The sequence below is a fragment of the Ligilactobacillus agilis genome (genome assembly GCF_025311475.1).
In the GTDB taxonomy this organism is placed as follows: Bacteria; Bacillota; Bacilli; order Lactobacillales; family Lactobacillaceae; genus Ligilactobacillus; species Ligilactobacillus agilis.
In genome coordinates, this window is record NZ_CP104397.1 from 1,895,001 (window position 1) to 1,919,771 (window position 24,771).

19 protein-coding genes, 2 rRNA genes, 2 pseudogenes and 1 CRISPR repeat array (2 of these 24 running past the window's edge) are annotated in these 24,771 nt (G+C 41.9%); of the genes and pseudogenes, 6 read left to right on the forward strand and 17 right to left on the reverse strand.

The annotated features are described in order from the left end of the window. From N4597_RS09520 to N4597_RS09535, 4 genes are all read right to left on the reverse strand, one after another. Positions 1 to 1,061 (reverse strand): 23S ribosomal RNA (locus tag N4597_RS09520); it reaches 1,857 nt to the left of the window's first position. A 199-nt stretch (positions 1,062 to 1,260) separates the two neighbouring features. Beyond that, positions 1,261 to 2,823 (reverse strand): 16S ribosomal RNA (locus N4597_RS09525). The 16S and 23S rRNA genes sit together here, the layout of an rRNA operon. A 455-nt stretch (positions 2,824 to 3,278) precedes the next feature. After that, positions 3,279 to 3,776: a MarR family winged helix-turn-helix transcriptional regulator gene (locus tag N4597_RS09530; RefSeq protein ID WP_172578730.1), complete on the reverse strand. Its 498-nt coding sequence runs from the start codon at positions 3,774 to 3,776 to the stop codon at positions 3,279 to 3,281. A 75-nt stretch (positions 3,777 to 3,851) separates the two neighbouring features. Beyond that, a complete protein-coding gene (locus tag N4597_RS09535) occupies positions 3,852 to 5,450 on the reverse strand; it encodes an APC family permease (RefSeq protein WP_204774073.1) in 1,599 nt (532 codons plus the stop codon). A 146-nt stretch (positions 5,451 to 5,596) separates the two neighbouring features. Between N4597_RS09535 and N4597_RS09540 the strand changes: the two genes are divergently transcribed. The 4 genes from N4597_RS09540 (at position 5,597) to N4597_RS09555 (ending at position 9,832) form a co-directional block, all read left to right on the forward strand. Then, positions 5,597 to 6,241: a GntR family transcriptional regulator gene (locus N4597_RS09540; RefSeq protein ID WP_260903632.1), complete on the forward strand. Its 645-nt coding sequence runs from the start codon at positions 5,597 to 5,599 to the stop codon at positions 6,239 to 6,241. A gap of 185 nt (positions 6,242 to 6,426) precedes the next feature. Continuing rightward, the gene (locus tag N4597_RS09545) at positions 6,427 to 7,614 is read left to right on the forward strand and encodes a quaternary amine ABC transporter ATP-binding protein (RefSeq protein ID WP_260903634.1); all 1,188 of its coding nucleotides are present in this window, start codon (positions 6,427 to 6,429) and stop codon (positions 7,612 to 7,614) included. Between the two features lie 22 nt (positions 7,615 to 7,636). Continuing rightward, on the forward strand, positions 7,637 to 9,361 hold the full coding sequence (locus N4597_RS09550; RefSeq protein WP_260903637.1) for an ABC transporter permease/substrate binding protein: 1,725 nt from the start codon (positions 7,637 to 7,639) through the stop codon (positions 9,359 to 9,361). A gap of 120 nt (positions 9,362 to 9,481) precedes the next feature. Beyond that, a complete protein-coding gene (locus N4597_RS09555; protein WP_056976767.1) occupies positions 9,482 to 9,832 on the forward strand; it encodes an iron-sulfur cluster biosynthesis family protein in 351 nt (116 codons plus the stop codon). 41 nt (positions 9,833 to 9,873) lie between these two features. Here N4597_RS09555 and N4597_RS09560 read toward each other — a convergent pair whose 3' ends face one another. The 4 genes and pseudogenes from N4597_RS09560 to N4597_RS09575 form a co-directional block, all read right to left on the reverse strand. Further along, complete coding sequence (locus N4597_RS09560; protein WP_260903641.1) at positions 9,874 to 9,996, reverse strand: hypothetical protein; 123 nt, start codon at positions 9,994 to 9,996, stop codon at positions 9,874 to 9,876. 30 nt (positions 9,997 to 10,026) lie between these two features. Then, positions 10,027 to 11,865, reverse strand: coding sequence for a type 1 glycerol-3-phosphate oxidase (gene glpO, locus N4597_RS09565; RefSeq protein WP_260903644.1), 1,839 nt, complete (start codon positions 11,863 to 11,865; stop codon positions 10,027 to 10,029). Positions 11,866 to 11,881: 16 nt separating this feature from the next. Then, entirely contained in the window at positions 11,882 to 12,109 is a 228-nt protein-coding gene (locus tag N4597_RS09570; RefSeq protein WP_172584628.1) for a hypothetical protein, read from the reverse strand. A gap of 14 nt (positions 12,110 to 12,123) precedes the next feature. Continuing rightward, positions 12,124 to 12,330, reverse strand: a pseudogene (locus tag N4597_RS09575) (FGGY family carbohydrate kinase); the annotation flags it as partial. A 469-nt stretch (positions 12,331 to 12,799) separates the two neighbouring features. Between N4597_RS09575 and N4597_RS10765 the strand changes: the two are divergent. Next, a pseudogene (locus N4597_RS10765) lies at positions 12,800 to 13,222 on the forward strand (transposase); the annotation flags it as partial. A gap of 317 nt (positions 13,223 to 13,539) precedes the next feature. Here N4597_RS10765 and N4597_RS09585 read toward each other — a convergent pair. From N4597_RS09585 to glpK, 3 genes are read right to left on the reverse strand one after another with little or no spacing between them, the layout of a single operon-like run. Continuing rightward, the gene (locus tag N4597_RS09585; protein WP_172573216.1) at positions 13,540 to 14,247 is read right to left on the reverse strand and encodes an MIP/aquaporin family protein; all 708 of its coding nucleotides are present in this window, start codon (positions 14,245 to 14,247) and stop codon (positions 13,540 to 13,542) included. Positions 14,248 to 14,282: 35 nt separating this feature from the next. After that, positions 14,283 to 16,112, reverse strand: a complete 1,830-nt coding sequence (gene glpO / locus N4597_RS09590) for a type 1 glycerol-3-phosphate oxidase (protein WP_260903648.1) — start codon at positions 16,110 to 16,112, stop codon at positions 14,283 to 14,285. An 11-nt stretch (positions 16,113 to 16,123) separates the two neighbouring features. After that, on the reverse strand, positions 16,124 to 17,638 hold the full coding sequence (gene glpK, locus N4597_RS09595; protein WP_089144208.1) for a glycerol kinase GlpK: 1,515 nt from the start codon (positions 17,636 to 17,638) through the stop codon (positions 16,124 to 16,126). Between the two features lie 647 nt (positions 17,639 to 18,285). Between glpK and N4597_RS09600 the strand changes: the two genes are divergently transcribed. Beyond that, positions 18,286 to 19,968 carry an aryl-sulfate sulfotransferase gene (locus tag N4597_RS09600; protein WP_260903652.1) on the forward strand — a complete coding sequence of 561 codons (1,683 nt, stop codon included), beginning with the start codon at positions 18,286 to 18,288 and terminating at the stop codon, positions 19,966 to 19,968. 43 nt (positions 19,969 to 20,011) lie between these two features. Here N4597_RS09600 and N4597_RS09605 read toward each other — a convergent pair whose 3' ends face one another. The 6 genes from N4597_RS09605 to N4597_RS09630 all read right to left on the reverse strand — a co-directional run bounded on the left by N4597_RS09605 (position 20,012) and on the right by N4597_RS09630 (position 24,133). After that, a complete protein-coding gene (locus N4597_RS09605) occupies positions 20,012 to 20,824 on the reverse strand; it encodes an SPFH domain-containing protein (RefSeq protein ID WP_050611567.1) in 813 nt (270 codons plus the stop codon). A 14-nt stretch (positions 20,825 to 20,838) separates the two neighbouring features. After that, on the reverse strand, positions 20,839 to 21,201 hold the full coding sequence (locus N4597_RS09610) for a hypothetical protein (protein WP_050611568.1): 363 nt from the start codon (positions 21,199 to 21,201) through the stop codon (positions 20,839 to 20,841). 114 nt (positions 21,202 to 21,315) lie between these two features. Next, complete coding sequence (locus N4597_RS09615; protein ID WP_050611812.1) at positions 21,316 to 21,960, reverse strand: nitroreductase family protein; 645 nt, start codon at positions 21,958 to 21,960, stop codon at positions 21,316 to 21,318. Between the two features lie 184 nt (positions 21,961 to 22,144). Continuing rightward, positions 22,145 to 22,459, reverse strand: coding sequence for a heavy metal-binding domain-containing protein (locus tag N4597_RS09620; protein WP_056975701.1), 315 nt, complete (start codon positions 22,457 to 22,459; stop codon positions 22,145 to 22,147). Positions 22,460 to 22,610: 151 nt separating this feature from the next. Continuing rightward, positions 22,611 to 23,168: an elongation factor P gene (gene efp / locus N4597_RS09625; protein ID WP_050611570.1), complete on the reverse strand. Its 558-nt coding sequence runs from the start codon at positions 23,166 to 23,168 to the stop codon at positions 22,611 to 22,613. A gap of 137 nt (positions 23,169 to 23,305) precedes the next feature. Then, complete coding sequence (locus N4597_RS09630) at positions 23,306 to 24,133, reverse strand: exodeoxyribonuclease III (RefSeq protein ID WP_260903657.1); 828 nt, start codon at positions 24,131 to 24,133, stop codon at positions 23,306 to 23,308. Between the two features lie 76 nt (positions 24,134 to 24,209). Next, positions 24,210 to 24,771: direct repeats of the CRISPR family, unit length 36 nt; unit sequence GTACTAAACATCATTGATTTAACATACTTCTGAGAC; it runs 1,720 nt beyond the window's last position.

The window sequence follows — 24,771 nt, forward strand, 5'->3', positions numbered from 1 at the left end:
ACATATTTAGGGACCTTAATTGGTGGTCTGGGCTGTTTCCCTTTCGACTACGGATCTTATCACTCGCAGTCTGACTCCCGGATATAGATATGTGGCATTCGGAGTTTATCTGAATTCAGTAACCCAAGACGGGCCCCTAGTCCAAACAGTGCTCTACCTCCACTATCCTTTACTCCGAGGCTAGCCCTAAAGCTATTTCGGAGAGAACCAGCTATCTCCAAGTTCGTTTGGAATTTCACCTCTACCCACACCTCATCCCAGCATTTTTCAACATACACGGGTTCGGTCCTCCAGTGCGTTTTACCGCACCTTCAACCTGGACATGGGTAGGTCACCTGGTTTCGGGTTTACGTCAACATACTAAAGCGCCCTATTCAGACTCGCTTTCGCTTCGGCTCCGGGCTTTCCCCCTTAACCTCGCATGCTAACGTAACTCGCCGGTTCATTCTACAAAAGGCACGCTATCACCCATTAACGGGCTCTAACTACTTGTAGGCACATGGTTTCAGGAACTCTTTCACTCCCCTCCCGGGGTGCTTTTCACCTTTCCCTCACGGTACTGGTTCACTATCGGTCACTAGGTAGTATTTAGCCTTGGGAGATGGTCCTCCCGGATTCCGACGGAGTTTCACGTGTTCCGCCGTACTCAGGATCCTGGACAGAGGAGATTTAATTTCGTTTACAGGGCTCTCACCTTCTCTGGCTGATTTTCCCAAATCATTCAACTATCAAATCTCTTGGTAACTCTAAAGTCCAGTCCTACAACCCCGAGAAGCAAGCTTCTCGGTTTGGGCTCTTCCCTCTTCGCTCGCCGCTACTGGGGGAATCGAATTTCTTTCTCTTCCTATGGGTACTTAGATGTTTCAGTTCCCCACGTCTACCTTCAACTAAGCTATGAATTCACTTAGCGATAACAGGCCGTTAGGCCTGCTGGGTTGCCCCATTCGGAAATCTCCGGTTCACAGTTTACTTACAACTCCCCGAAGCATATCGCAGTTAGTCACGTCCTTCATCGGCTCCTAGTGCCAAGGCATCCACCATGCGCCCTTAATAACTTAACCTCGCTTAATAATTTAAGCTATGAGTTTGCGATTAAGAACTAATTCTTGTTTTAACTCTTTAAAACGCGGTGTTTTCTCGGTTTTTCATTAAATAAGAAATAGAATAAATATCTAGTTTTCAAAGAACAAGTTTGAGAGTAGAACTCTCAAAACTAAACAAAGTTTTAAACCCCGTGTAGGTTTCCGTAATTTTCCTTAGAAAGGAGGTGATCCAGCCGCAGGTTCTCCTACGGCTACCTTGTTACGACTTCACCCCAATCATCTGTCCCACCTTAGACGGCTAGCTCCTAAAAGGTTACCCCACCGGCTTTGGGTGTTACAAACTCTCATGGTGTGACGGGCGGTGTGTACAAGGCCCGGGAACGTATTCACCGCGACATGCTGATTCGCGATTACTAGCGATTCCGACTTCATGTAGGCGAGTTGCAGCCTACAATCCGAACTGAGAACGGCTTTAAGAGATTAGCTTGCCCTCGCGAGTTTGCGACTCGTTGTACCGTCCATTGTAGCACGTGTGTAGCCCAGGTCATAAGGGGCATGATGACTTGACGTCGTCCCCACCTTCCTCCGGTTTGTCACCGGCAGTCTCGCCAGAGTGCCCAACTTAATGCTGGCAACTGACAACAAGGGTTGCGCTCGTTGCGGGACTTAACCCAACATCTCACGACACGAGCTGACGACAGCCATGCACCACCTGTCATTTTGTCCCCGAAGGGAAAATCTTATCTCTAAGATGGTCAAAAGATGTCAAGACCTGGTAAGGTTCTTCGCGTTGCTTCGAATTAAACCACATGCTCCACCGCTTGTGCGGGCCCCCGTCAATTCCTTTGAGTTTCAACCTTGCGGTCGTACTCCCCAGGCGGAATGCTTATTGCGTTAGCTGCAGCACTGAAGGGCGGAAACCCTCCAACACTTAGCATTCATCGTTTACGGTGTGGACTACCAGGGTATCTAATCCTGTTTGCTACCCACACTTTCGAACCTCAGCGTCAGTTACAGACCAGAGAGCCGCTTTCGCCACTGGTGTTCTTCCATATATCTACGCATTTCACCGCTACACATGGAGTTCCACTCTCCTCTTCTGCACTCAAGTCCTCCAGTTTCCAATGCAATTCTTCGGTTAAGCCGAAGGCTTTCACATCAGACTTAAAGGACCGCCTGCGTTCCCTTTACGCCCAATAAATCCGGACAACGCTTGCCACCTACGTATTACCGCGGCTGCTGGCACGTAGTTAGCCGTGGCTTTCTGGTTAGATACCGTCAATACAAGAACAGTTACTCTCCTGCATGTTCTTCTCTAACAACAGAGTTTTACGATCCGAAGACCTTCTTCACTCACGCGGCGTTGCTCCATCAGGCTTGCGCCCATTGTGGAAGATTCCCTACTGCTGCCTCCCGTAGGAGTTTGGGCCGTGTCTCAGTCCCAATGTGGCCGATCAACCTCTCAGTTCGGCTACGTATCATTACCTTGGTAGGCCGTTACCCCACCAACAAGTTAATACGCCGCGGGTCCATCCAAAAGTGATAGCCGAAACCATCTTTTACATAATGACCATGCGGTCAATATGGTTATGCGGTATTAGCACCTGTTTCCAAGTGTTATCCCCCTCTTTTGGGCAGGTTACCCACGTGTTACTCACCCGTTCGCCACTCAATTTTCAATCGGTGTAGCAAGCTACGATGATTGAAAAAAGCGTTCGACTTGCATGTATTAGGCACGCCGCCAGCGTTCGTCCTGAGCCAGGATCAAACTCTCATTTTAGAATTTGTGACTCATTTTTATACTAGCGAATTGACTTCGCAAATGTTTTTGCAGTTGTTTCCAACTGACCCTACACATTTGGTTTGTCTAAAACTTTGTTCAGTTTTCAAAGATCTACTCAGACATCATCGCCAATTAACAGTAGCGACAACTCTTAAAATTTTAACAGCTATCATTTTCACTGTCAAGAATTATTTTTAATGATTATTAAAAATAATTTCTAGCGACAACGTTTATATGTTATCAAAATTAAGTTTGTTCGTCAAGCTTAATTTTGATTTCTTTTTAGTTGTAAAAGCTTTGACGGCTTGAAACAACGATATTTATCTTACCGAAAAAACTTTAACCGGTCAAGTAGTTTTTTTATTTTTTTTAATTTAATTTTGGAAATCGTTATCAAGCCTAAAAAAGCCCGGCTATTCAAAACCGGACTTTTTGGTCTTTATGAAATTAAATTATCTCTTGAAAAATTGACTAGGATGGGTAGGTAACTCTCGCATTTTTTCCTTTAGCTGTGCTAACTCACTTTCACTAATGCCAGCTAGGTTAGCCTTAATCTTAGCTAGGTAAGTCAAAAATTGGTCGAGCTCTTCAGAATCGAAGTCTTTGAAGATTTGCTCGGAAATTTCATCATGAATAGCAGCCATCTTGGTAAAGACTTCCTGACCCTTAGCTGTCAATTCAAGCCGGCCTTCCTTTAAGGATAGCAGCCCACTGGCAACTAACTTATCCACCGCACTCTTAACTTCACTAGGAACTAAGTCAAGTACTTCTGCCAAGTGTAAGACATCATTGGCTAAGCCGGATTTGACTTGGCTCAAAATCCTGACCGCAATGTGCCTATGTTCCGTTAACCCTGCGTATAAGCTTTCATGTAATAGGGCCTTCTTTAATAAGTCCAAGTTGACCGTTTCGTTAAGTTTAGACAATACTTCCCGTTTTTTAGCTGACATGCTATCCCTACTTTCCTGTTAAAAAATTTACTTTATGATTAATTTAGCTTGTTTGAAATCGTTTGTCAAAGAAAACTAATCCTCTAATTTCACTTGGTGGTTAACCTTAGCGGCTGCAACCAAATCGGGGCCGTCAATCCGACTAGCTAAGGCCCAGTAATAGAAAACAAGCGAAACAATCACGATAATTAAAAAGTCAAATGGATACTTAAAGTAGTCTTGCCCACCAAAACCTGCGCTTCCAAGGTAAGACATTACGGAGATGAAAACTAAGTAGACTAGTAACCACCCCGCCCCTTTTAGCTGACCTTTTAGACTTAACTGTCCGTAGCGCCAGTCATAGTAACAATAGATAGGCAAGCCCAGCGCAATTACCAGGATAACTTCCACCGTTGTTGGCCACATTGCCCAGTAAATGGCTAAGCTGGTTAAAACAAATGAGAGGGGCGCTAAGACCTTTAACCATTTTGACTTAACCGGACGCTTAAAATCAGGGCGGAGCTTACGCAAGGAGACTGCGGTAACTGGTCCGGTTAAATAAGCAATCAAGGTGGAAGCCGAAATAACGGACGCTAAGGTTGACCAGTCCCTAAAAAGACAAACCAAAATCACTGCCAACCCTAAGTCCGCTAGCAAGGCAAAGCGTGGTACCATGTATCTTCGTTCTAAGCGTCCTAACCAAGCCGGAATGTGGCCACTTTTAGTCATGGACGCTAAGGTCCGAGCGGCAGTGGCGACAAAAGCAACCCCCGTTCCAAAAGGAGAAACAAAGGCGTCAATGTAAAGTAACACCGATAACCAATGTAGTCCCAATAAAATTGCTAAATCCGCAAAGGGGGAAGCAAAGTTAATCCCGGCCCAACCTTTAGCGAGGCTGCTTGGTGCAACCGCACCGATAAAGGCTACTTGTAACAAAATATAAATGACAGCGGTAATACTTAGCGAAATCACAATTCCCCGCAAAATGTTTTTCTGGGGCCGCTCTAGTTCGCCCCCCATATTAATAACCGTTTGAAAAGCATCGTATGAAAAAATGATTCCCGATACGGTCGTGGCTTCAAAAATTGCTCGGCTCCCATAAGGGGCAAAACTCTGCCAACTATGACCAAAGTTACCGGTATGAAAGCCACTAATGATTAGCATAATAATCGTTAAGGTTGGCATCCCAATTTTAAAGATTGAAATCAAGCTGGTAAAGTGGGTTAACACCTTGACCGACCAAAAATTTAGCATGGTAAAAAAGAGCATAAAAAAGAAGACGACCACTATCCCTAAACCCGTCACCTGACCGTGATCCATGAACTGATTAGTCCAGTTAGCCCATTTCCAAGGCCAAGTCGACATGTATTGGACCGACGCAACCGCCTCAATCGGAATCAGGGTAATTAGGGAGATCCAGTTAGCCCAGGCGGCAATAAAGCCTAACAAGGGCCCATGGCTATACTGGGCATAGCGGCTCATCCCCCCACTTTCAGGAAACATCGCTCCTAACTCAATGTAGTTAAAGGCAATCACCATAATAATAACCGCCCCTAAAATCCAGGAAATAATGGCAGCAGGTCCCGCCACCCGCGCGGCTTCCCCTGCACCAAAGAGCCAGCCGGAGCCAATCAGCGACCCCAAAGCTAGCATGACCGCAGAAAACAAGCCGATTTTTGTTGATTTATTCTGCATTTCTCTAACCTCTTATTCAAATTATTATTCAAGTTTAGCACAGATTAGCTTTTTTGTCGCAAGCTGCTTTGGGGTTGACTTTTCATTTCAAAAAAAACGTACTATAATGCGAGTGAATAAAATCTCTAAGAAAGTAGTCGTTAAATATGTCAGGTGATAATAAGAAAAAAATAACTTTTCCCCGCTACCAACAAATCGCGGTTGCATTAGCTGAACGCATCGTAGCCGGTAAGTACCCGGTCGGTAGCAAGCTCCATGCCCGTTCAACTTTAGCTAGCAACTTTAAAGTTTCACCCGAAACGGCACGCAAAGCTATCAATATGCTGGCTGACCTCGATATTATGGAAGTCAAGCATGGCAGTGGCGCTTATATCTCCTCTAAAGAAAAAGCCCAAGAATTTCTAGCTAATTACCAAGAAACAACCTCCCTCGCCAAAATGGAAGCCGGGATTAGCCAGTCTTTAAGCAAGCAAAAAGCCGACCTCGAAGAGTTAGCCCAAATGGTGACTAACCTGGTTGAACGAACTCAGTTAGTCCATAAGAAATTTCCCTTTTCTCCCTTTGAGTTAGTTTTACCAACCACGGCGACTAACCTTGAGCGTTCACTTAATGAATTGAATCTCTGGCATTCAACTGGGGCGACTCTGATTGCGATTAGGCATGCAGACGAGCTCGTGGTTTCACCCGGACCTTACGCTAAGTTAGCCGCTGGCGATACGATTTACTTTGTCGGCTCAGAGCTATCCTACGAACGGGTTTGCAATCTGTTCAATATTCAACTTAATAACTAAACAAGTGCCAACCTTTTTATAAAATTAGGTTGGCACTTTATTTTTTTTTAGATTTTTTTACCGCTACAACCACCTAGAAGTAACCGCTTTTAGAAAATTAAATTTCAAACAACTTATTTGACAAAGTGACCACATTATAGTTACGATAGTATTGTCACTTAAACGAATTTGAAAGGAGTTTTTCTGTGGAACAGTTAGAAGTTCACAACTTAACCAAAATTTTCGGGCGGAAAAGAAAAGCCGCTTTAAACCTAGTTAAACAACATGTAAGTAAAACAGAAATCTTAAAGAAAACCGGCGCCACCGTGGGTGTCTACGATGCCAACTTTAAAGTTAAAGCCGGGGAAATCTTTGTCATCATGGGGCTGTCTGGTTCGGGGAAATCAACTTTAATCCGGATGCTCAACCGCTTAATTAACCCCACCTCAGGTCAAATCTACATTGATGGTAAAGACGTAGCTAAGATGAATGAAGAAGAGCTACGCCAAGTCCGGCGAGAAAAGATTAATATGGTCTTCCAAAATTTCGGCCTCTTTCCTCATAAAACCATTTTAGAAAACACTGAATACGGCCTCGAAGTTAGGGGCGTAGCTAAAGAAAAACGCCGCCAATTGGCTGAAGCCGCCTTAGACAGTGCCAACCTTTTAGCCTTTAAGGACCAATACCCTAACCAATTATCTGGGGGGATGCAGCAGCGGGTTGGTTTAGCCCGGGCTTTAGCCAATGACCCAGATATCCTCTTAATGGACGAGGCCTTTTCTGCGCTTGACCCCTTGATTAGGCGGGACATGCAAGATGAATTGCTAAACTTGCAAGAAGAAAAGCAAAGAACAATTATCTTTATCACCCACGATTTAAACGAAGCCTTACGCATTGGCGATCGCATCGCCATTATGAACGACGGCCAAATTTTACAAATCGGGACTGGGGAAGAGATTTTAACCAACCCACAAAATGACTTCATTAAGGAATTCGTCGAAGACGTCGACCGCTCCAAGGTCTTGACGGCGCAAAATATTATGACGGCTCCGTTTACAACTAACATTGAAAACGATGGTCCTAACGTGGCCCTAAGTCGGATGCGGGTAGAAGAAGTCTCCATGCTGTTGGCTGTCGATAAAAGACGTCAGCTTAAGGGGAGCCTAACTGCCGAAGCCGCCCTTAAAGCTCGCAAAGAAAAGCTACCACTTACGGAAGTTATCGACAAAAACGTCAAAACTGTTAGCCCAGATACCCTAATCACGGATATCTTTGACTTAATTTATGATTCGCCTACCCCCCTTGCAGTGGTCAATGAAAACGGCCGCTTACTGGGAGTAATTATTAAGGGCCGGGTGCTTGAAGCCTTAGCCGTTAATAGTTCGGAAGCTTAATTATCTTGAAAGGATGGAATTTGTGGATATTTTTAGTTACAAACTACCTATTGCACACCTAATTGACCAATTAACTAATTGGTTGACCACCAACTGTGCTGGTTTCTTTAACCTAATCACTAAGGGAGGCTCAGCCTTGATGGACTTCATCACTAACGGGCTCTTGTTCCTACCGCCCTTACTGCTGATTGCCCTCTTAACTATCGCTGCGTACTTTGGCAGCAACCGGCACTTTAAATTGCCAGCTTTAACCTTGCTGGGACTCTTATTTGTCTATAACCAAGGGTTGTGGACTGGATTAATGAACACCTTCACCTTGGTCTTAATCGCCAGTTTAGTCTCCGTCATCATTGGAATTCCTTTGGGGATTTGGATGGCTAAAAATGATAAGGTCCAAGCTGTGGTTAAACCTATTCTGGACTTTATGCAGACAATGCCCGCCTTTGTTTACTTGATTCCGGCGGTAGCCTTCTTTGGCATCGGGATGGTTCCCGGGGTCTTTGCCTCAGTTATATTCGCCTTACCCCCAACAGTTCGTTTTACCAACTTGGCGATTAGACAGATTCCTAAGGAGTTGGTCGAAGCCACTGATGCCTTTGGTTCAACTCCTAAGCAAAAACTCTTCTCCCTGGAATTACCTATGGCTAAACCTACCATCTGGGCGGGGATTAACCAAACCATCATGCTAGCCCTCTCAATGGTAGTTACTTCTTCCATGATTGGGGCGCCTGGGTTAGGAAAAGACGTCCTCTCCGCCCTTCAACACGCTAACATCGGGACGGGGTTTGTGGCCGGATTGGCCTTGGTTATCCTAGCGATTATTATCGACCGCTTCACCCAAAAATTTAACCAACCAATCCAAGCTAAACCTAAATTGACCCCTAAACAAAAGCGCAATCACCGCTTAATCGTCGGGGGAATTTTAGCAGCCATCATCCTTGTTTTGGGGGCCGGTAACTTTAAGTCTTTGACCCAAAAAGCTAAACCCACCATTAATCTAGGCTACGTTGACTGGGATTCCGAAGTTGCTTCGACTAACGTTATCGCCCAAGTTTTACGTGACCAAGGTTTTAAAGTGGAACTCACTAGTTTAGATAACGCCGTCTTATGGAAATCGGTTGCCAACGGCTCAGTTGATGCCGAAGTCGGAGCTTGGTTACCTACAACTCACGGTAATTTATATAAGCAATACCACAATAACTTAGTCGATTTAGGACCTAACCTTAAGGGCGTTAAGCTTGGCTTAGCAGTCCCTGCCTATATGAACGTCAATTCAATCTCAGACTTAAGCAATCAAGCTAATAAAACTATCACTGGGATTGAACCAGGTGCTGGTGTTACCGCAGCCGCTAAGAAAACCCTCAAGGCCTACTCCAATTTAAATGACTGGCAACTTTCTACCTCCTCTTCCGGTGCGATGACTGTTGCCTTAGATAAGGCCATCAAGCAACACCAAGAAATTGTAATTACGGGTTGGTCTCCTCACTGGATGTTTGCCAAGTATAAACTCAAATACTTAGCGGATTCTAAGCATACAATGGGACGGAGCGAAAATATCCATACCATTGTTAAAAAGAATCTCAAGACAGATAACCCTAAAGCCTACCGGATTTTGAACAAGTTTACGTGGACAAAGGAAGATATGGAAAGCGTCATGCTTGATATCAATAATGGGATGAGCCCTCAAAAAGCTGCCCAAAAGTGGATTAAAGCTCACCCTAAGCAAGTCAAAGCTTGGGTAGACTAATCAAAAAAAGCAGGTCTAAATTATAGGCCTGCTTTTTAATTAATATTGTGAGCAATATATTTCTCTTTTAACAACTTATTAGTTATAATAGATACAGATAGAAAGAAAGAAGTGAGTGCTATGTATCTAACAGTTACAACTGAAGCTAAAGAAAAGCTAGCTCCCTTTGCAGATTTTGATCTCCTTTTAGACTATGACGACGGGGTTGGTCCTCTATCCAAGACCGGCTCATGTACCCTTGACGGTGGTTTTAGGATTATCGCCGTTAAGCCCGGTACCTACGCCAAGGATTACTCTGAAACTCTAGACTCCGATTTAGGTCCGGTACGCTACAAGGACTATACGGATATGTTCATGGATAACAACATGAAACTCCAGATTAATCCCGTTAACAAATTGCTCAAACTTAGCGGTAATAGTTCCGGTGAATTAACCGCTTCTGTTGCGATTGTTGACGCTACTAATAACTAGCTAAAAAGCCTTCCGCCCCAAAACTTGGGCGGAGGGCTTTTTTAATGCCAACCTGTTATTTGGTGTAACCAGGCTTCTAGTCCAGGACAGAAATTAAGTAACAAGCCTGCGATTAAGCCCAGTACTAACATTCCACCAAATAATGGTAAGATTTTCTTGCTCATTGGTAACCTCACTTATTTTATGATTCGTCGCTAACGTTTCTGCTTTAAATAAGTCAGCTGCGCCTGCTCAAGCGTTTGTTTTAACTCGGCTTGTTTAGCCACCGTCTCTTCTTTAGACCAGCCCAGCACCCGTGCCATTTCGTCAACAAAGGCCTCCTGCTTAAAACTAAGCTCATCGGCGTGGAAGAAGATATTATTGGTACGCCGAAGGAGGTAATCAACTGGACTTAAGACCATTTCTTCATCAATAGCGTAATGTAAACTGAGAGTATCTGCTAAGCTTAGGCCTGGGGCAGCTTTAACGAAATTAGCGTAGGAAATGACCCGGCCGGTGTTGGAACCATAAAGGTTGGCCAAGTAAACAGCGTCTGCAGCCGGAATCCCCTTGTCCATCGCAATTTTTTGGTAAAACTTCATCGTAGCTTCAATATTGGTTGGGTCAAAGTGACCGCCCGAAACCTGTAGACTCTTAGAGTCAATTTCCTTAGCCACAATTTTGAACTGCGTCCGTAACAGTTTTCTGATTAAAGTCAATGCCCCGGCTGCCATCTTACGATAATCGGTAATCTTCCCGCCTGAAAGGGTAATTAACCCATCGTCACCCAAATCGAGGGAAGAACCACGTGAAACTTGAGTCGGACTTAAAACTCGCTCTGAACGAGCTGTTTTTAAATTGCTAATCGCTTGCTCAACCTCCAAGCGCGAAGCTGCCTTTTTGGTATAATCAGTAACTGTTGTAACTAATTTTTCAAAGCTTTCTTCAGAAACCTTTCCCCTGTTGGCGCCACCTCCGTTATAATCGGAACTCCCATTAGCTTCAATCAAAGGCCGAATTCCAGCCCAACTGGACTCAATGTCATTCAGTGTCAATCCAGCCTGAGGGTAGCGGTTATTGACCGCAGCTAGGAGGTAATCAACGTCTGCTTGTTCTACCTGAGGACGACTGTAATCACCGTTAAAGTCTGTGTCAGTCGTTCCAAAGTAGGTTTTACCCTCCCGGGGAATCACAAAAATCATCCGACCATCGCCGGCGCCAGAGTCAAAGTAAGTTGGTTGGGGGACGCTTAACCGAGACTGGTCGACCACTAAGTGAACCCCTTTGGTTGGTCGCATTACCTGTCCTTGACCATTTTTAGGATCTAACTCTAAGAAGCGAGAAACCCATGGACCCGTAGTATTAATGACTAACTTGGCTTTAATCGGAAATTCTTCTCCGGTCAACTCGTCTCGTGCAATAATGCCACTTATCCGTTGCTTTTCGTTGTGGCTAACATCCACCGCCTTAACCCGATTAACCAGCAATCCCCCTAATTCAGCAGCTTCTTTAATATTTTCAATCACCAAGCGGGCGTCATTATTAACATAATCCAGGTAAACTCCTGCTCCCAGTAAACCATCTGCTTTTAAACCCGGTTCCCGTTGCAAGACTTCCTCCCGGTCGATGGTGTAATTAGCATACTGAGTCCCCTTTATTCCTGCTAATTTATCATAAAGGTCCATAGCAATTTTAATGCTAAACATATCAAAGGTTGAATTAGGGTCGTCATAAATTGGAAGCAACATCGGGAACGGCCGGGGAATGTGGGGGGCAATTCTTTGAATTACCGCCCGTTCCTGAACCGTGTCGGCTACTACTCCCACATCAAAGGTCTTGAGGTAGCGAATCCCTCCGTGCACTAACTTGGTAGACCGAGAGCTCGTTCCCTCAGCAAAATCTTGCATCTCAACTAACCCGGTCTTAATTCCCGATGCGACCGCCTGTAAAGCCACCCCAGCTCCAGTAATTCCACCCCCAACAATTAGGAGGTCTAGTTCCTCATTTTTTAACCTAGCTAACGTTTCTTTTCTAATCTGATATGAAAAAGTCATACTCATCCCTCCCCAACTAATCCTTTTGTGCAAAAATCCGGGTAGCCTTAACTGCTCGTTGCCACCCTGCATATAAGCGGCTACTTTCTACCGGCGCCATCTGCACTTCAAACCGCTGGCCCTTAGCAAAAAGTTGCTTTAGCTCCGCAGTATCTTGCCAGTAGCCAACCGCTAACCCAGCTAGAAAAGCCGCTCCCAATGCGGTCGTTTCTAAATTAGCCGCCCGCTCAAGTGGCTTTTGCAAAATCGCTGGTTAGTAATTCCAGAGGAAATAAATGAATTGGTAATCGTAGCTAGCACGGCATTCCAATTCTCGTTAGCATTATGTTCCACCCAACCGGGCTTAGGAAAATACTGGGGAAATTCTTGCTAGGCATCAGCTACCTTATTGCCGGCGTGATCAAAAATAATGGCCCGGGTGCTAGTCGTTCCTTCGTCAATCGCCATCACATAGGACTCCGCCATAGTAAACCTCCTAACAAACTTATGTAAACGCTTATATCAGTTTTATGTGATAAGTATAGCGCCTGAAGCTAATTTTAGCAATGTTCGTTGCGTGAAATCTATATTTTTAAAGGATTTTTCTCTTAATTTTTTAGCGTCCCAAGCCCTTTCACTAAATTGTCACTTTTCCTTGCTGACTTGTTCAAATTCTATTCACATTTAGCCTGCATACTAAACTTATCAATACATAAATTAAAGGATGATGAACTTGCAACTCAAAAGAAAACTTTTCCTACTAGTCTTTGGCTTGGCAGTAGTCACCTTGACTACTAGCTTAATTCTTCGTTAAGCAAAAGGCCAGTTCTAACACTACTTCTTCTGACACATTTTTACCAGTCGCAAATGGATAGACAGTCACCACCTTAGATTACTCCGACTTAAACATTAAAAGTGTTAGCGACATTTATCAAACTGCCACTCAAACTAAAACTTAGTTCTTGCAACTACTAAAGTATCTCTTCGTCCAGCTGAAATTATTCAACTGTATGGTAGAAGATGGCAGATAGAGACGTACTTCAAGGCTGCTAAACAGTATTTGCGCTTTGATAAGACTCAAGTTCAAAATTATGACGGTCTTTGTGGTCACTTAGCTATTGTGATGATGACCTATGATTTGTTAGCTTGGCAAGAACGCCAAGAAAAAGATGAACGTACTATCGGAGACCTGTTCTATATCATGGGTGAAGCAATGCCTGATTTGAGTCTGACTGATGTATTGGTATGATTTATAAAACTACTAAATCAGCTTGTAGAAAGTGAACCAGTGGCACCAATAAAACAACTTAATGAGACAGTTGATAAATTTATCAGCAGCCTACCACAAAGCATAGCTTTCCAGCTTCAAAAGGCGTGAAAAAAACTAATTTAATACAGTGATATCCCGCTTATATCAAGAGAATAGGGAATTTTTATGCTCTTTTTTTGCTTTCAAGTTTCAGTAACTTTTTGGAAAGTCTCACAAAGCCTTAGGTACAAGTGATTTTACATGCAATTGTGAAACTCTTTTTAAAAAAACGATCTATAGCAAAAATTCTCAGAACTCAAAGTTAATAACAAAGGATTCTAGGAAAGTAACGTTACTTTCTTAGAATCCTTTGAAAATATGCACCCAGAGACTCTTATTTTTAAGATTAGTTTGTCCTCAGTCTCTTCTGAAATATTATTTACTTATCACATCAAGAAATATTGAACACAAGTTGCGATTAAACCACCTGTTAATGGGCCAAACATCGGCACCCAAGCGTAACTCCAGTTTGAGTCACCTTTATTAGGTACTGGTAATACTGAGTAAGCAAATCTTGGAGCCCAGTCACGAGCTGGATTCAAAGCAAATCCTGTTGTTCCACCTAAAGCTTGGCCAACTACCATGATTAATAAGCCAACAATCAGTGGCTTCAACCCCTTTGTGAAGTCTCCTAAGTTCAATAATGTTAGGATGAATACAAAAGTTGCAATTGTTTCACTTAAAAAATTATATACACTATTGTTAATAGCAGGACCTGTTGCAAAAATCCCTACTACATTACCGTCACTAACATCCTTTGCATTCTTAAATTGTGCTCCGTATTGGATAATAACTAAAACTGCACCAACAAAAGCTCCTAAGAATTGGCCTAATAAGTATGGCAATACTTGATCCCATGGGAAGAATCCAAAGATTGCGAATGGGATTGTAACTGCAGGATTTAAATGTCCTTGAGAACCAAAGCTACCAGCTACATAAACACCAAATGTTACAGCCATACCCCAAGCAATTGTGATGAATAGCCAACCTGAATTACGTGCATATGATGTTTTGAGGTTGACACCAGCACCCGTGCCCACACCTAATACGATTAGGATCATCGTCCCAAAAAATTCTCCTAAAAATCCATTCACACAAATCACCTCTATTATCTAGTTTTATCAGCAGTTTACTTTAAATATGCTAAGCTTGATTCTGCAATAGTTTCATCTAATTGCTTAGCTGCAGCTACTTTTTCTTTTTCATCCCATTCCATAATGCGTGCCATTTCATCAACGAAAGCATCTTTTTTCATCATTAATTCATCTTTATGGAAGAGAACATAGTTTGTACGACGTAATAAGAAGTCTACCAAATTCAAAGTCATTTCTTCATTCACAGAGTAATGCAAACTTAATGTATCAGCTAAAGTTAAACCTGGAGCTGCTTCTACATCGTCTGCGTAAGAAATTACACGACTTGTGTTTGAACCAAAGCGATTTGCTAAGTCAGCAGCATCTGCAGCTGGCATACCTTTGTCCATCGCAATCTTTTGGTAGAATTTCATTGTTTCATCAACGTTTGTAGGATCGAAGTGTCCACCTGAAACTTGTAATTTTTTGGAATCAACTTCGCGTACATCTTTATTAAATAATTCTTTGAATAACTTACGGATTAATTCCATTGCTCCAGCTGCCATCTTACGATAGTCAGTAATCTTACCACCTGAAAGTGTGATTAAACCATCATCACCTACTTTAAGTGAGGAACCTCGAGATACTTGTGATGGGCTTAGAGTCTTTTCTGCTGAAGCTATCTTCAAGCTGCTGATTGATTTTTCAACTTCGCCACGACTTGCTTCATCTTTACTGTATGCTACAGCTGTCTTAATTAAGTTTTCGAAACTTTCATCTGATACTTTACCAGTGTTAGATCCACCACCGTTGTAGTCTGAACTTCCATTACCAGATAGAAGTGGTCTTAAACCTGCCCAGCTTGCTTCGATATCATTAATTGTAATTTCAGCTTCTGGGTATCTGTTGTTGATAGCTTTTAATAAGTAATCTACATCAGCTTGTTCAACTCTTGGATGCTTGTAATCACCAGTGTAGTCTGTGTCTGTTGTACCAAAGTATGTTTTGTTTTCACGTGGAACAACGAAAATCATACGACCGTCACCAATTCCGGAATCAAAGTATGTTGGTTGAGGAACTCTTAGACGTGAGCTATCTACAACTAAATGCACACCTTTAGTTGGACGAATTACTTCACCTTCGCCATTCTTGTCATCTAAGCCTAGTGTCTTAGTTACCCATGGACCTGTAGTATTAATTACCATCTTAGCTTTGATTTCAAATTCTTCATCTGTTAATAAATCTTTAGCTTTTACGCCATTGATACGGCCATTATCATCATGAAGAACACCTACAACCTTAACGTGACTAGCCATTAAGCCACCTAATTCATCAGCTTCTTTAATGTTTTCAATAACTAGACGAGCATCATTGTTTACATAATCAAGGTAAACACCTGCACCTAATAACTTATCGCTCTTCAAGTTTGGTTCGCGTTGTAATACTTCTTCACGAGAAATTGTGTAGTTAGCATATTGTGTGCCTGTTACTCCAGCTAAGCGGTCATATAAATCCATCGCAATCTTAACACTGAACATGTCGAATGTTGAACTTGGATCGTCATAAATAGGTAATAACATTGGGAAAGGTCTTGGAATATGTGGAGCAATTCCTTGAACAACTGCACGTTCTTGTACAGTATCTGCAACAACACCTACATCAAATGTCTTTAGGTATCTGATACCACCATGAACTAATTTTGTAGAACGAGAACTTGTTCCTTCAGCAAAGTCTTGCATTTCAACTAAACCAGTCTTCAAACCGGAAGCTGTAGCTTGGAGGGCAACACCTGCACCAGTAATTCCCCCACCAATTACTAACAAATCTAATTCTTCATTCTCTAATCTATCAACTGTATTTTTACGTGTTTTAATTGAAAATGTCATTGTATTTCCTCCTACAGATTTTCGTTTATTTTATGTTTGAATATACGTGTTGCTTCTACTGCATTCTTCCATCCAGCATATAGATATTCTCTAGCATCATCGGACATTTCTGGTTCAAATCTACGACCAACTGTAAATAATTCTTTCAATTCATCTGTGTCTTTCCAGAAACCAACTGCCAATCCAGCTAAGAAAGCTACACCTAGAGCTGTTGTTTCTAAGTTTCCAGCTCTTTCAACTGACTTATTAAGCAAATCAGATTGGAATTGTAACAAGTAGTTATTCATAGCAGCCCCACCATCAACACGAAGGACTGGAATCTTAATACCTGTATCTTTTTCCATCGTATCTAATACATCTCTTGTTTGGTAAGCAAGTGATTGTAAAGTAGCTTTAATAAAGTCATTCTTGGTTGTACCACGTGTTAATCCGAACACTGCCCCACGAGCATCACTATCCCAGTAAGGAGCACCTAAACCTGTAAAGGCTGGAACAACGTAAACTTCATTATGGTTAGTTGATTCATTAGCTGCTCTTTCTGATTCAGGAGCTGATTCAATAATTTCCATACTATCTCTTAGCCATTGAAGTGCTGAACCAGATACAAATACTGAACCTTCTAAAGCAAAATTAATCTTGCCATTAATAGAATATCCAATAGTCGTTAGTAAGTTGTTTTTAGAAAGAACTGGTTTATTACCAGTATTCATTACAATAAACGAACCTGTACCATAAGTATTTTTAACTGTTCCATCTTCTAAAGCTAGTTGACCGAATAAAGCAGATTGTTGGTCACCAGCCATACCAGAAATCGGAACTTGACTACCAAAGAAGTGGTATGCTGCAGTTTGACCATAAATTTCAGAATTTCCTTTAACTTCTGGTAATAAAGTTTCAGGAATATTCAATAATTCTAAGATTTCCTTGTCCCACTTCAAATCATGAATGTTGAACAACATTGTACGACTGGCATTAGAGTAATCTGTTACATGAACTTTACCACCTGTCAACTTCCATGTAAGCCATGTATCAATCGTACCGAATAACAATTCACCTTTTTCGGCACGTTCTTGGGCACCTTCTACATGATCTAAAATCCAACGAATCTTCGTTGCTGAAAAATAGGCATCAATGATTAAACCTGTTTTTTCATGAATAGTATCAGAATAACCTTCATCAATTAATTTTTGTGCAATGTCACTTGTTTGTCTTGATTGCCAAACAATGGCATTATAAATTGGTAATCCTGTTTCTTTATCCCAAATAATAGTTGTTTCACGTTGGTTAGTAATACCAATACCTGCAATTTGTTTTGGTTGTATCCCAGAACTAATGAAAGAATTAGCTAATGTTGCCAATACTGAATTCCAAATTTCATTAGCGTCATGCTCTACCCAACCTGGTTGAGGAAAATATTGACGAAATTCTTTTTGTCCTTCAGCAATTTTATTTCCCTTTTTGTCGAAGATTATCGCACGTGTACTTGTAGTACCTTCGTCGATAGCCATAATATATTTATCTGACATCATTAGACCTCCTTATGTACTTCTTTAATAATGAATATTAAATAACATTGTTCTCGAAGCATTTAAGTAATCTGTTACATAGACCTTTACTCCAGTCGGCTTCAAAATCAGTAATTATTCACGTTTTTGTGTGCCAAACAAAAGCATTATAAATAAGAGAATCCGTTTTTCTATCTCAAATAATCGTCGTTTCACAGTAATTTCAAAAAAGAACAAAATGGTAATAGTTGCTAAAGCTGCATACCAAATCTTATTAGCATTATGTTCCACCCTACCAAGTTGCGAAAAATATTAGATGAGTTCTTTTTGAACGTCTACACGCTCAAAAATAGTAACCCGTGTCCTAGTTATTCATTCACCAATCGCCATAATATAGGGCTTTATCATGATAAAAACTCCCAATGTCCTAAAGTATGTAAGCGCTTTAAAATAACACATTAAGTATAGTACTAATTATAGAAAATGTAAATATTTATTGTGCAAAATATTTTTTAAAACATTTTTAGCGATATCTAATTTATTAAGTTAGTAACATCATTAATTTATCACTTTTCCTTGCCAGCTTGTTCATAGTCTAGTCACATTTACTATGCATACTGGACTTATCAATATATAAATACCAATACATAAATTAAAGGATGATGAATTTGCAACTCAAAAGAAAACTTTTCCTACTAGCCCTTGGCTCGATAGTAGTCACCCTAACTGCTAGCTTAATCTTCGTTAAGCAAAAGGCTAGTTCTAACGCTACTTCTTCTGAGACAATTTTGCCAGTCGCAAACGGACAGACCATCACCACCTTAGATTACTCCGACTTAAACATTAAGAGTGTTAGCGACATTTATCAAACCGCCACTCAAACTAAAATTGCCCAAAAGATCAAGCAACTAGAGACTAACAAAACTTATTCTTTCGATAAAATGCTGGTGTTAGCTAACCCCTACCTAACTAACACCACCGGCCTGTACCTACACTTTTCAACCACGAAAGCAACTAAGATTTCCTATACGGTTAAAAGTAAAGGGACTAGCACCTTTAGCCAAACACTCTATAACCCCAACGGAACCTACGCTAAGAATCACACCTACCAGCTAATTGGTTTAATTGCCGGCCAGGAAAATACCATTACCATTACCGCCACGGACCAAACTGGCCAAAAAGAAACTAAGACCTTCACTTACACCCCTAACAAGCTACGGGGAAGTAAGCAAAACCAACTTAAGGTTACTAAGGGCACTAGCAAAACCAAGCTTTCCTCCGGCCTTTACGCCGTAATTGGTGATAAAAGTCTAAAGACCCGCAACACTTACTTGGTCGATAATGACGGCTACATCCGTGCCGAAATTCCAACCATCAACTACAATTCCTTGCGCCTAGTTCAAACTGATAACAAGCTTTACCTAGCAGTTGACGACGACCAGCTAGTTACGTTAGACCGGTTAGGTCAAGTGGTGCAGTCTTACTCGCTTAAAGACACTAACTTTAAACTCCACCATGACTTTGCCGTAGACAGTCAGGGGAATATCATCGCCCTCGCAACTGATACTAAGCTTAAAGCCAGTGAAAAACGAGTTGAAGACCAAATTATTAAGATTGATGGTACTTCCGGCCAAGTTAGTCGCCTCTTAGACTTCAAGGACTTGTTGGGTGACCTTTACAAAACCGCCACCGGGATTGAAACCTTAACTAATAATAAGGGCTACCGTGACGTTATCCACGCCAACAGCATCCAATTAACTAAAGACGACCAAGTCATCATTAGTTCCCGGGAAACTTCGACCATTATGAAGATTTCTAGCCTTACTAGTTATCCCAAGTTAGATTACTTTATTTCTGATCCGTCGGTTTGGCAAGGGGTCGGCACATACTCTAACTTGTTGTTGAATAAAGTTGGCAACTTTACTTCCCAAGCTGGGCAACACTCTGTAACCTATATTCCAACTGAGACAGCCGGGGTTTACTATTTGGAAATGTTTAACAACAACTCCGCAATTATGAACTCCCGAACTAACTTTAGTTGGGCTAATTATCCTAACAGCGGGGGCGCAACAGCTTCCAACGACTATCAATCTAGTTACTATAAGTACCTCGTCAACGAAAACACCGGTAGTTACCAACTAGTCAAAAAAATTAGTCTACCTTACTCGCCATTTATCTCTAGCGTTCAGACTAAAGATAATAACGTCGTAACTGATTCGGGAATGACCGCCACCTTTGCCGAATATGATGCGGATGGTAAATTAATCCAGTCCTTTGAAACCACTGGTAGCACTAAGTTTATCTACCGGGTCTATAAATACGACTTTAATAATTTTTACTTTGCTAACTAAAACAAGCCCCCTAACACCAAGGCCGTGTTAGGGGGCTGTTTAGCTATTTCTTCATATCCAACATTTTATCAATTACAGGAATATTACCTAAATCGGTAATTTCATCCTTGGACATTACCACCAAGTTAGTATCCGACTGAGCTAGCTTAGTAAAGGCGGCAATACTTTGGTCCCTAAAGTAATTGTCCGAAACTGACTCTAGGGCCGCACGAATCTTTTCAATCCGGTAACTTTCTGCGTCGGCCCGCATTCGGGTTGCTTCCGCTTCTGCTTGAGCCGTTTCCACCAAAGCTTGATTTTTGGCATCGGTGGTTAGCTTGATATTGCGAGCTTCCCCTTCAGCCTTAGCAATCACGGCCACCCTTTCACGGTCAGCCGTTAGCTGCTTATCCATCGCCTTTTGAATCTCAACGGATGGGGTTAACTCATCAATGTTCACCCGGTCGACGTTAATTCCATAAATATTAGTCAAATCACCGATGGCGGCTGCGAGTTCCGCGTTAATCTTAGAAGTTGAGCCTAAAGCCGCGTTTAAATCCATCCGGCCAATGATATCACGTAAGTGGCCCCGCACTAGCTGAGCCATGGATTCTACTGAATCGGTATTTTCATAGGTATACTTCTTAGCATCCGTTACGTGATAGTTTAAGGTCACACTAGCTTCGATGTCAGCATTATCTTGAGTAATGACTGAGTACTTTTGCAACTTCAACGGGTGCATGGCTAGTTCTACCGACTCAATTCTCTGGATGAAGGGAATGTAAAAATGCAAACCTGCTTCCACGCTGTGACTGTATTTTCCTAAGGTCTCTACTAACCCCTGACAATTCTGTCTAATAATTTTAATTCCTAACATGCTAAATTACCCCTTTACTCACCAACAAGCGGCCTTAACGTGATAATATTTCCTACGGCTTCAATTACAATATAATCTGCCTGCTTATCAACTGGCCGGTTGCCCTCGATTAGATAACGATAATAAATCCCCTTAACTTCGACTAAACCATTAGCTTGGTCGATTTTTTGCCCGGCTATTTTCTGGCCGAGAAAGTTTCTCTTCTCAAACGAACCTGCTTCCACCTGCTGAGGCGGATCTTTCAAGGTTAGGGAGACAATTTCTTGCAAAGTTGCATTTACACTCTTATTTTCAGATTGAGCTTTACTCTCTAACCGCCTTTTTAAGTTTTTAGGCAGGCGAAAGAGAAAAGAAGTCATCTCTTCATCTCTTGCCATCTCCGCCACCTTCTTTCTTGATATCATTATGATATCACATTTTATATCAACCAACAACTTTTAGGTAAATAAAAAAGCCACGACTAAGCGTGACTTACAATTAATATTTAGTTACTAAGCAAAATCCATTACATCTTTAACCGGATAGCGACTAGAAGTAACCTTGTCTACCCCTTCATCAACCGGCTTTCCAATCGCAATTGCCATCACCGGTACATAACGTTCTGGGTCCAAATCAAAAGCAGGAGCCGCTTTCTTAGCATCGTAACCTGCAATTGGGTTTGACTCGTAACCATGGGCCCGGGCCGTTAACATCAGCTGCATCGCCGCCAAGCTGCAGTCAACCATGCTATCATTAATTAACATTGACTTAGGCGCACTTTCATACAGTGGCAGGAAGGTTTTAAGAACTTCATCGCGCTTCGCAGCCGTAATCTGGCCATTTTCATAGGCCTTATTCCACAAATCCCGGTATGATTCAAAGGCTAGCGTATCCCCGAAAATCATGACCACCGCCGAAGCCGTTTCCAGTTGGGGCAGGTTAAAGCGCATGAAAAACGACCGTAACTTATCCTTGCCCGCAGGACTATCAACCACCACGAACCGCCAAGCTTGTAAGTTGCAAGCCGATGGGGCAGTGATTGCCTCTGCAATCATTTCTGTTAGCTCGGAACGTTCAATCTTTACCTGCTCATCAAATTTCCTAACCGAGTGCCGATTTAACATTACATCGCGAAAATCGTTATTTACAACTGCCATTTCACTCACTCCTTGCTCAATAATTAACATGACTATACATCTTTATTATAAAAGCTTTGCTATAAAATGTAAACGTTAACTTTGCTCCGTCACCATAGGAAATTAAAATCTCAATCTAATTTCTTAGCACCTAACAAAAAATCCCAAGAAAGCTTCTTTCTTAGGATTTATATCTCAAATTTTATTAATCGACAAAACGTACGGCGGTGCCGTAAGCTACCACTGACTGCATGTCGCCGCCAATTGAACCAGAATCAAAGCGCATCATGACAACCGCATCTGCGCCCTTGTCCTTAGCCTCAGCAATCATCCGACTTACAGCCTTTTCCCGTGAAGTTTGTAGCATCTTAGTATAACCTTTGATTTCCCCGCCAACAATATTCTTGATGCCGGCTCCAAAATCACTGACAACATTACGGGATTGAGTGGTTACTCCGAAGACTTCCCCTAATACTTCGTAATTTTTCCCTGGAATTTGTTCAGTTGTTGTTACTAACATTAAAATCTCCCCTTCGTTATAAATTCTACTCCTCTATCATAACAAATAATTTACCTACAGGAGTTAACTTTTTATAAACAATCATTAACTAAAAAGGTCCCTAAGAAAGTTTGCTTTCCTAGAAACCTTATCTTCTTAATTCCTAATCAATTTAGGCCCGTTGTTTATAGGTACCGTTAGCGGTATTAATCACTAACTTTTCACCGGTTTGGATGAAATCAGGCACCGTTACAACTAAGCCCGTTTCCATTGTGGCTGGCTTACCACCACTAGCGGCAGTTGCACCCTTAATGGTTGGTTCTGTTTCTGTAACCGTCAACTCAACCGTTCCTGGGAGTTGAATTCCAATTAGTTCCCCGTTACAGAAATCAAGTTGGACTTGGAGGTTTTCGATTAAGTAAGGCAACTCGTTTTCTAACAAGCTAGCTGCCAACTCGTATTGCTCGTAAGTTTCAAGGTCCATAAAACAAAGTAGGTCGTCTTGGCGGTAAAGGTATTGCGCCTGCTTTTTATCAACCATTGCCAATTCAACCTTTTCGGAAGGCCGCATCGTGGTTTGCACGATTGAGCCTGCCCGTACATCCGCTAACTTCATCTGCATCACCGTGTTACCTTTACCAGGCTTGTGATGATTAGCTTCTAAAACCTTAATCAACTTACCATCCTTTTCGAAAACCATACCACTTCTCAAATTAATTGCTTCAACCATTTTTCTTCTCCATTTCTATTTTTAGTCTGCTGTAACTAAAAAAGACTTGGTGGTGCAAGTGAGAGGGCAAATTCTCGATCAGTCAAGAATATCACCATCTTTCAGTTAGAATAACCCTATTCTAGCATGTTTCAAAATTAGAGGTCAATTTCTAGCATAATTGGCGTATGATCGCGCCGGTCACCCGAATCAAGCATTTCTGCCTTTACGATTTTATCTGCAATCCGGTTGCTGGTCAGCCAGTAATCAATTCTCCAACCCGAATTATTAATCTTGCTAGTCTTGCTTCGTTGCGCCCACCAAGAATAAACCCCTTCAACTTGACCGTGGACATGGCGGAAACTATCGGTAAACCCAGCCTTTAATAAGTTAGTAAAACCTGCCCGCTCTTCATCCGTAAACCCTGCTGATTGGTGATTATTCTTAGGGTGAGCCAAGTCGATTTCCTCGTGGGCCACATTATAGTCCCCCGAAGCCAAAACGGGTTTAGTTTTATCCAGCTCTACCAAGTAAGCTGCATACTTTTGATCCCAAACCTGCCGTTCGGCCAAGCGCTTAAGTCCATCCCCTGCATTCGGTGTATAAACCTGGCTAACATAAAATTTAGGAAACTCCAAGGTAATAATCCGGCCTTCTTGATCCATCGGACTAGGCGCCCCGATTTCAGGATAGGTTACCTTAGGGGTTAAACTCTTACGGTATAAAAAGAGCGTCCCCGCATAGCCTTTCCGAGCCGGTTCCACCGAACTGCGCCAAACAAAATCATAGTCCGCAAACCACTTAGCTAACGCTTCAACGTGCTTCTTGTTGGGACCACCAGCCGGCAACTTGGTTTCTTGAATGGCCACAATATCCGGTGCTTGGGCTTGAATGGTGTCAAGCACCGCCCGGCTTTGCTCTGCCCGCTCTGATTGACCGGTCAACGCCGCATTCAACGAATCAATATTCCAGGAAATAAGTTTCACAAGATCACAACCTTCACTTAGTCTTGCCCCCATTTTACCACAGGGCTAAGTTGGCAAGCTATTCAGATACTTTATACTACTAAACATTATTGATTTAACATACTTCTGAGACTCCATTTTCGTTGTAATCATCACTTAATTTGTACTAAACATCATTGATTTAACATACTTCTGAGACCATATTTTTATAAATTTGTTTTTTTATGGTAGTACTAAACATCATTGATTTAACATACTTCTGAGACTGTAGTTGGTATTATTTTAATAAAGAAAAAGTACTAAACATCATTGATTTAACATACTTCTGAGACTCATAGTTGAGCTTATCTTCACTCGTAAGCGTACTAAACATCATTGATTTAACATACTTCTGAGACTCCAGAGAGTGCGCCTCAGAATTGGCGTGAGTACTAAACATCATTGATTTAACATACTTCTGAGACCTTAGTTAAACAATTCTATGAAATGAGAGAGTACTAAACATCATTGATTTAACATACTTCTGAGACATTGCCCGTTGATAATACTGAGCGCGATAGGTACTAAACATCATTGATTTAACATACTTCTGAGACTGTCCCATGCTTGATTACCTCCAGAAGTCTGTACTAAACATCATTGATTTAACATACTTCTGA